This is a genomic window from uncultured Rothia sp. (genome assembly GCF_963544205.1).
Classification (GTDB): domain Bacteria; phylum Actinomycetota; class Actinomycetes; order Actinomycetales; family Micrococcaceae; genus Rothia.
In genome coordinates, this window is record NZ_CAUUDY010000008.1 from 83,314 (window position 1) to 91,843 (window position 8,530).

At 55.3% G+C, this 8,530-nt stretch carries 5 protein-coding genes; 2 read left to right on the plus strand and 3 right to left on the minus strand.

Features of this window, described 5'->3' with window-relative positions; all coding sequences use genetic code 11:
- From RWZ58_RS05795 to dnaK, 3 genes are all read right to left on the minus strand, one after another.
- A complete protein-coding gene (locus RWZ58_RS05795; RefSeq protein ID WP_070819009.1) occupies positions 1-978 on the minus strand; it encodes a DnaJ domain-containing protein in 978 nt (325 codons plus the stop codon).
- 337 nt (positions 979-1,315) lie between these two features.
- Positions 1,316-1,894: a nucleotide exchange factor GrpE gene (locus RWZ58_RS05800; RefSeq protein ID WP_314657971.1), complete on the minus strand. Its 579-nt coding sequence runs from the start codon at positions 1,892-1,894 to the stop codon at positions 1,316-1,318.
- A 2-nt stretch (positions 1,895-1,896) separates the two neighbouring features.
- Positions 1,897-3,729 carry a molecular chaperone DnaK gene (dnaK, locus tag RWZ58_RS05805; protein ID WP_314657972.1) on the minus strand — a complete coding sequence of 611 codons (1,833 nt, stop codon included), beginning with the start codon at positions 3,727-3,729 and terminating at the stop codon, positions 1,897-1,899.
- Positions 3,730-4,500: 771 nt separating this feature from the next.
- Here dnaK and RWZ58_RS05810 point away from each other — a divergent pair.
- Both RWZ58_RS05810 and RWZ58_RS05815 read left to right on the plus strand, forming a co-directional pair.
- Entirely contained in the window at positions 4,501-6,630 is a 2,130-nt protein-coding gene (locus tag RWZ58_RS05810) for a hypothetical protein (protein ID WP_314657973.1), read from the plus strand.
- A 134-nt stretch (positions 6,631-6,764) separates the two neighbouring features.
- Positions 6,765-8,411, plus strand: a complete 1,647-nt coding sequence (locus RWZ58_RS05815) for a pentapeptide repeat-containing protein (RefSeq protein ID WP_314657974.1) — start codon at positions 6,765-6,767, stop codon at positions 8,409-8,411.
- Positions 8,412-8,530 lie beyond the last annotated feature (119 nt).

The window sequence follows — 8,530 nt, forward strand, 5'->3', positions numbered from 1 at the left end:
TTACTTCGCCTTCTTCAACAAATCCTTACGCGGGTTCTCCTGCGGTGCCAGTTTTACGAACTTGTCGAATGCTTCCTGCGCCTCTGCGCTCAGCTCGGTGGGCAGAACGATTTCGGGGATGACCATCAGGTCGCCATCGCCACCCTTAGCCTTGAAGCCGCGGCCCTTGGCACGCAGTCGGCGGCCAACCTGGCCGGGTGCCAGGCGCAGCTTCACGGTGGATGCGTCGGGCAGGGGCACCTCGATTACTGCGCCGTCGACGGCCTCGGCGAGGGTGACGGGTGCGCGCATGATCAGGTTGTTGCCCTCGCGCGAGTACACGGAGTCGTCGGAGACGCGCACGGTGACCTTCAGATCGGCGCCGTGCAGGCCCTTGCCGCGCAGGCGCACCTTCTGACCGTCCTTAATGCCGGCGGGGATGCGTGCCTCGGTGTGGGAACCGTCCGGCAGGAACACGGTCACGGTTGCGCCGGTGTATGCCTGGGCGAGGCTGATGCGGGTGCTGGTGGTGCTTTCTTCGGGGGCTACGTGCTGTGCGCCGCCGAAGCCGCCACCGCCCATGCCGCCGAAGTCGGCGCTGGTGAAGCCTGCGGAGCGTCGGGAGCCGCCCGCGCTACCGCCGAAGAGGCCGCCGAGCAGGTCGTCAATGTTGATGCCCGCCCCGCCACTGCTGAAGCCACCGAATGCGTCCGCGCCGGGGTAGCCGGTGTAGCTGCCACCACCGAAGCCGCCCATGCCTGCGGCACCGTAGCGGCGGATCTGGTCGTACTCCTCGCGCTGCTTCTTGTCGGAGAGCACGTCGTATGCTTCCGAGATTTCCTTGAACTTCTTCTCCGCTGCGGCGTCGCCGGGGTTCAGGTCGGGGTGGTACTTGCGGGAGAGCTTGCGGTACGCCTTCTTGATGTCGTTTTCGCTTGCGTCTTCGCTGACACCCAGTGCCTTGTAGAAGTCGTCAGTTATCCAGTTTTCACTTGCCATGTGTTTGTTTCTCCTCTCGCGGTGATGCGCCGCCCTCCTCGGTTACGGGACGGCTAGCAGGGCACCACGTTCTTGTCTTAATGCTCTATATAAAAGTTTAGTCTACTTGACTCAATTTTGGAAGGGGCTAGACCAAAAAATAGCGCCCTCCAAGGGTTTTTCACCGCGACCACAGCTCGCCGCATCCCAGACAAACACTCCAGCAAACAGCCCCAGCAAAACAGCCCAGGCAAAACATCCAGGGTAAACGACACAAGGCAAACAACAGGGCGGGCACTCCCCCGCTGGGAGAGCACCCGCCCGTCGTTAGTTATTCAGCCAATGCTTAGCCGTCACCTTACGCTGCAACAGCCACAGCCACCTGAGCGGTACGAACCACGCGGTCGTTCACGCGGTAGCCGTAACGCAGAACCATGGAGACATGATCCTCAGCCACCTCGTCGGTGGGCTGCTGCAGTACAGCCTCGTGGATGTTCGGGTCGAAGGCGTCGCCTACTTCACCGAAACGCTCCACACCCTGCTTGCTGAGCAGCTCTTCGAGCTTGGTAGCAATGGAGGCGAAGGGGCCTTCCTGCAGGTCACCGTGCTTGCGTGCGGCGTCGATATCATCGAGCACCGGCAACAGCGCGGTCACCAGTTCACTGGTTACGAAGCCTCGCAGCTGCTCCTTTTCGCGGGCGGTGCGATTCTTGTAGTTGGTGAACTCTGCCTGCAGGCGAAGCAGGGAGTCCAGGCGCTCCGCGGCGAGTGCCGCGTCAGCAGATTCTGCCTCTACGGCGTCCTGGAGCTCAGCCTCGACGGCTTCCGCAGCGTCCTCGGAGGTTTCGACCGATTCAGCTTCGGGGTGGCCTTCCGCTGCGGGGGCATTGAATGCCTCCTCCAGCGGGTCGGGGGTGGTGTTTTCCTGCTCAGCCATGATTACTTCTTCTCGTCTTCGTCGATAACCTCGGCGTCGACAACGTCCTCATCAGCGGCGGGCTTGGACTCGGATGCCTCAGCCTGTGCTGCTGCGTAGAGTGCCTCGCCCAGCTTGGATCGGGATGCCTGCAGCTTCTCGAATGCGGACTTCACTGCTGCGTCGTCGTCGCCCTCGAGTGCCTTCTTCAACTCGTCGACATCGCCCTGCACGGAGGTCTTGACGTCCTCGGGCAGCTTGTCGCCGTTCTCCTTCAGGAGCTTCTCAGTGGTATATGCGACGGACTCGGCTTCGTTGCGGGTGTCAGCAGCCTCGCGGCGTGCCTTGTCCTGCTCTGCGTGTGCTTCTGCGTCCTTGACCATGCGGTCGATGTCGTCCTTGGAGAGGGAGGTGCCGCCGGTGATGGTCATGGACTGCTCAGCGCCGGTGCCCTTGTCCTTTGCGGAGACGTGGACGATGCCGTTTGCATCGATGTCGAAGGTGACCTCAATCTGGGGCACGCCGCGGGGTGCGGGGGCGATGCCGGTCAGCTCGAAGGTACCCAGGTTCTTGTTGTCGCGAGTGAACTCACGCTCACCCTGGAAGACCTGAATGGTCACGGAGGGCTGGTTGTCCTCTGCGGTGGTGAAGGTCTCGGAACGCTTGGTCGGGATTGCGGTGTTGCGCTCGATCAGCTTGGTCATCACGCCGCCCTTGGTCTCGATACCGAGGGAGAGGGGAGTGACGTCAATCAGCAGAACGTCCTTACGGTCGCCCTTCAGAACACCTGCCTGCAGTGCTGCACCCATTGCCACAACCTCATCGGGGTTCACGCCCTTGTTGGGCTCGCGGCCGGTGAGCTCCTTGACGAGCTCAGCAACAGCGGGCATACGGGTGGAGCCACCAACCAGGATGACCTCAGAAATCTCGGAGATGGACACGCCAGCTTCCTTGATTACGTCGAGCACAGGCTTCTTGGTGCGCTCGAGCAGGTCGCGGGTCAGTTCCTCGAACTTTGCGCGGGTCAGCTTCTCATCCAGGTGGATGGGGCCCTCGGGGGTCACGGACAGGTACTGCAGGGAGATGTTGGTGCTAGAAGCGCTGGACAGCTCCTTCTTAGCCTGCTCAGCTGCTTCCTGCAGACGCTGCAGCGCGATCTTGTCCTTGGACAGGTCAGCGCCGGTGTTTGCCTTCACCTGTGCGAGCAGCCACTCGACGACGCGGTGGTCCCAGTCGTCACCACCGAGGCGGTTGTCACCGCTGGTTGCGCGAACCTGAATGGTGGAGAAGCCGTCGTCGTCCTTGCCAACTTCCAGCAGGGAGACGTCGAAGGTACCGCCACCGAGGTCGAAGACCAGGATGAGCTCGTCTTCCTTACCCTTGTCCAGGCCGTATGCCAGTGCTGCGGCGGTGGGCTCGTTGACGATACGCAGGACGTTCAGGCCTGCAATCTCGCCGGCTTCCTTGGTTGCCTGACGCTCAGCGTCGTTGAAGTATGCGGGAACGGTGATGACGGCGTCGGTGACCTTGTCGTTCAGGAATGCCTCTGCGTCGCCCTTCAGCTTCATGAGGATACGAGCAGAGATTTCCTGCGGGGTGTACTTCTTGCCGTCAATCTCGGTGGTCCAGTCGGTGCCCATGTGGCGCTTGACGGAGGAGATGGTGCGGTCGACGTTGGTCACTGCCTGACGCTTTGCGACGCTACCGACCAGAACCTCGCCGTCCTTGGAGAATGCGACGACGGAGGGGGTGGTGCGGGTGCCCTCTGCGTTAGCGATGACGACCGGGTCGCCACCTTCCAGTGCTGCTACGACCGAGTTGGTGGTACCGAGGTCAATACCTACTGCACGTGCCATATGTTTATTCACTCCTTAGGTGTTAGTGCCCCGCTTCTTCTAACGCGAGGCGGGATAGTTTGAAATTTTCGGAGGCGGTCGGTGCTGCGCGTGCCGCCCCGTGTGGGGTGGTCTGCGCGGCTCCTTGAGCCTCATGTACTCAAGTATGCACTCTCTCGGAGGGGCTGTCAATAGACTTGAGCGAACTTTACTCAACTTTTTTTCGCGGAGGTGTGTGAGGGGCGGGCTTTTCGGGGTTCTGGAGGGGTGTTTTACGGGGAAAATCGGGGCGGCGGCGAGGCGCGAATGGGCGGTTTTGCCGCGAAATTCCGCGGTTTTTGAGTGGCGTGAGGGTGTGGCGCGGCGATTTAGCGTATGGCGGATATGGGCGGGCACTCGAGGCGAAAAAATTTTTTAAAAACTTTTAAAAAAAGGGGTGAAAACCCGGAAATTGGGGTGCGAGAGGGCTCGGAAGGCGATGCAGGGGCACCTTATATAGGGCGTGCGGGGCGATTTTTAGGCGCGATTTTTAGGTCTGAAGGCTAGGCCTCTAGCAGCGTTGTTAGGGGTGCGCTTCGTGTAGGCGCCTCAACTACGAGCACTCGCCTGAGATCTAAGAGATTCGTTCCTCTTATATATAGAGGGCATGTTTATGAGCTCCATCGCTCGCTCTATGGAGGTATCTCCGCTTGTCCGACCCGTAATTCTCTAACCTTCACCTATGGCTTGAGCCTACCCGCCTGCCGTATCCTGGTTAGGACCATATCCTCTCAAAGTAGACAGGAGACTCCAATGCCAACGAGCAGCAACCCACTGCCCCCACCTAACCCACACAGTGAGAGTGAACTACATCAATCTAAACTTCAACAAAAAGCTGAAACCACCCAACCATTAGAGGATACAATCCCAAACAAAACAAGCACCGAGGCTGCCAATGATTCGCTTCCAACCAAAGAAGGAGCAACAACAGAGGGCACCCCAGCAGACGAAGATTCTCAACGATCTGTGGCACACACCAGCTCAACAGAAGAAAACAGAACACCTCAAAATTCCAACGGTAAAGATTTAAATTTCTATAATTTCTTTTCCAAAAGACCAGTATTAAACTGGATATTACTTATCGTTGCCTCACTATCTTTCATAGCCGCAATATACCAAATAATCGCCATTTACAATATTTCTATTAAACACCTAGAGGAAACCCAACGACTGGCAACGGATTACAAAAAACCAGTCAGCGAAAGAATAGCAAACATCAATAATACACGTGATTTATTTCACCTAAATACAAATATCCTTATCGCTTTTATAACTGTACTCGTCCTATCATCTATAAGGCCTATCTTAATACTGTTTTGGCCGATTAAAAAAACGACACTCCTATTATTAGCAATATTAATCAATGCACTAACTTTTCTTGCAGTATTTGCATTACATTATTTCGAATACCCCGAATCCAACACAGCCAAAGTTATCGCCACCCTATTCTTTACCATTACTTCAATATCTATCCTTTTAGTATTTATGCACACCCCTGCACAACAAGGAGAAACATATACTAATAAAGCAAAAAAAATTCATTATGCAAAATTTACTATACTGCCCTCTCTAACTATTTTCTCAGCTGTATCTCTCACCCTTCTAATTGACACAATATCCACTTTCCTATTTGATAAATCTGCACCTAAGAAGACACCCGATTTCCTCGATGAATTCTTCAGTGACCCCGATAATATTAAAATATTATTCTTAACCCTTTTTATGTCCTTGATACTTAATTTCATCTATGCAATTTCAACTGTATCCATAATTGAAGAAATCTTTGAAGAAAAACGACAGGCACGAAACGAGAGAGAACCCGCAGAGAGAGACGAGAAAGACGTGGGATTACCTTCAGGTAAAGAAGGAGAATCTATTAAGTCAACCCTTACATCTCACATAAAGTCACTAGCTCTACTCCTTCCACTTTCCGCATCCACAGTCTTCATACTCGCACTAATCCACAACACACAAGTAGTAAACAATGACTTAAGCACTGCGATTCAGATTACGTCAATTCAGTTTGCGGACAGTAAATATACTTGGCTAACAATAATATTTTCCATGCTGCTGATAGCATATATATCTGCCATTCCAAATTTTCTTCTTCCTCAGTGTTTTGACAGTACGGAATTTCTATTCCATACAAATGGAAACAAAAATACACAGAGAGAAGTGGATTATTTATACACTAGAATACTCCTTGTTTCATCGACACTTATTTTCTTTAGTGCTCTCATAAACTATCAGATATTAAAAGTTCTTTCACCTAAAGATTTGATTGTTTTACTTTTGCTTGCAGCATTTTTATCACTTGCAATATGTAACCCACGGGTACGAGCTATTTTCGAGCGAGAGTATGTCCTTAAGGAAGCTTCAGAGGTACGCCACAACCAGGGTAAAGAAAAATTGTTATCCATTACATTAATTATCGCTATCATAATTTTACCTTCAGTGATTAATGTTGGAATTATTCCAAATCTAGTGAAAGGTGTCAGCGACATGATAACGAGCCCTGGAGATACCCTAGGGTCGGTCGAAACAGATTATTCTTGCGTCTTTTCTAATGACATTAGCAAAAAAGATTCTATCTCCTTTGGTGTGATTACTGAGACAAAATCAGATTCTGTTCACATATTTACGCCTACATATGACTATGGGCGCCACGCGTATGGTAAAAAAATAGATGATAAATACATACACTTAAATAGCCTATCAGAAGCTCAAGTTAAAGTTCCCGCCGGGTACCATATCGAAAAATTCAACAATACAAAACATCGCTACAATATGTACACAGGAAAATGTGAATACACTGAAACTCGATATTCAATCATAATTACAAATAACCAGGAAAATCAGAATCGACCTCCACGCAAGTTTTAAACATTAGTTGTCAACCCCGCCTGCACTTCTCGTGCAGGCGGGGCTTCTTCTTTTGCCCAGCGCGAGCACGCATGGGTAGGGTCCTCCCCTATGCTGGATATAAGCCAGCACCGGAGCAGGAAGGGCACACCGCCATGAACCTCAACAAACTCTTAACTGCGCTGCGGCAACGCAAAAACACCCCGGCACGCAACCAGCAAGCCGGGCGGCACGAACGCTACACGCACGCCCTCGAACAATTCCTCGACGGACACCAGCCCGCCGTGCGCCTCAGCGGGGCGTACGCGCTCACGAACCTCGCAGACGAATGGCTCACCGACACTTCCCTCCCCGAGCAGGTACGCTGCGAAGAAGCCCAGGCCATCATCGACGCGCTGACCGGGTGTATCCGCACGCCCTACCCCCTCGCACAGAAACGGCAGATTCTAGAATCAGGCGAGACTCCCGAAGGATACGAAGACGACTTCGCGCACGATCAGGTGGCGCTACGCGAGGAACAGCTGGTACGCCGCACCGTCTTCATTGAGCTCAGCCGCCGCCTCGCCGCAGTCGCCGAAAGCAGCAAGGCAGACAATAAGAAGAACCAGCACACGGTGCCGTCGCTATCGCCGACATGGGCTGACCTGCGCTTCGACTTTGGCGGCGCCCCCATCTTCTACCCGCTACAACAGCTGCACTTTCAGAACGCCGATTTCGCCTCCGCAACCTTCTATGGTCCGGCGGATTTTTCCGGCGCAACCTTCAGCGGTGACACCAGCTTTTCCGCGGCGCAGTTCACGGCTAACGTCTCCTTCGACAGCGCGAACTTCAACGACTGGGTGGGGTTCAGCGCCGCCCACTTCGCAGGCGCGGCTAAGTTCAGCGGGGCACGCTTCACGGACACGGCATGCTTCGCAACCGTAACCTTCACTGGCGAGGCTACCTTCTCAGACGCAGTCTTTTCAGCTACGGCTGACTTCGCGGTATCCACCTTCGAGTCCGACGCCAATTTTTCACGCTTGAATACCGCGGGCATAGCCAGCTTCGCGGCGGTCACCTTCGACGGAGAGGCAATATTCACCGCCTCCACGTTCCACGATGAAGCACACTTCGCCGCCTCGGTCTTCAACCGCCCGGCGGTGTTCTCCAAGTCGCTGTTCGGCGGGGCCGCGCGCTTTGCCGGTGTAGTCACCAAGCAATCCGCAATGTTCAGCGGCACGAGCTTTGCGGGCGCGGCGGACTTTAGCGGGGCGTCCTTCACGCAGAACGCGGATTTTGGTGAGGCGAGCTTTGCTCAGACGGCGAATTTCAGTGGGGCGTCGTTTATTGCGCTTCCGAGGACGAGCTATGAGATGGACTTCCCACAGTACGCGAACTTCGGTAACGCGACCTTCGCGCAGGATGCCGACTTTAGTAAGGCGACGTTCACGGCGCATGTCGGCTTCTACAAGGCGACGTTCGCGCGGGCGGTGAGCTTCAACGAGGCGAGCTTTGAGGGCGCCTACTTCGCGGATGCGACGTTCGGTCAGCGGGCAGATTTCAGGCAGACTAGCTTCGCGTACGTTGAGCCGTCCTTTGAGGCTTTGGAGAGGCGTCTGCGGAGGGCACGGTTCTCGGCACAGGCGGATCCGCAGGATTACCTGTTCGAGGCGCGCCCGGAGAGCCCGCACGGTTTCAGCTGCGGCGAGGCGGAGCTTCTTAATAGAACGTTCGTTCTCCCTGTCGGTGCGGTGCTGTACGACCCGGATTCCTGGGACGAAGAGCAGCAGGAGTACACCCGCGTTAGTGAGCCTGCAAAATAACACCTAGCTCCCCCCCCCCCCGCCGTCGGGGGGGGCGGGGGGGGGGGGGCCGCGCGCCCGCGCCCCGCGGCCCCGCGGGGGGGCGCGGGGGGGGGCGGGCGGGGGGGGGGGGGGGGGCG

Excerpts from the sequence above, each read along its gene's own strand:
- RWZ58_RS05815 (WP_314657974.1), top strand. The coding sequence starts at position 6,765 with ATGAACCTCAACAAACTCTTAACTGCGCTGCGGCAACGCAAAAACACC.
- dnaK (WP_314657972.1), bottom strand. The coding sequence starts at position 3,729 with ATGGCACGTGCAGTAGGTATTGACCTCGGTACCACCAACTCGGTCGTA.
- RWZ58_RS05800 (WP_314657971.1), bottom strand. The coding sequence starts at position 1,894 with ATGGCTGAGCAGGAAAACACCACCCCCGACCCGCTGGAGGAGGCATTC.
- RWZ58_RS05795 (WP_070819009.1), bottom strand. The coding sequence starts at position 978 with ATGGCAAGTGAAAACTGGATAACTGACGACTTCTACAAGGCACTGGGT.
- RWZ58_RS05810 (WP_314657973.1), top strand. The coding sequence starts at position 4,501 with ATGCCAACGAGCAGCAACCCACTGCCCCCACCTAACCCACACAGTGAG.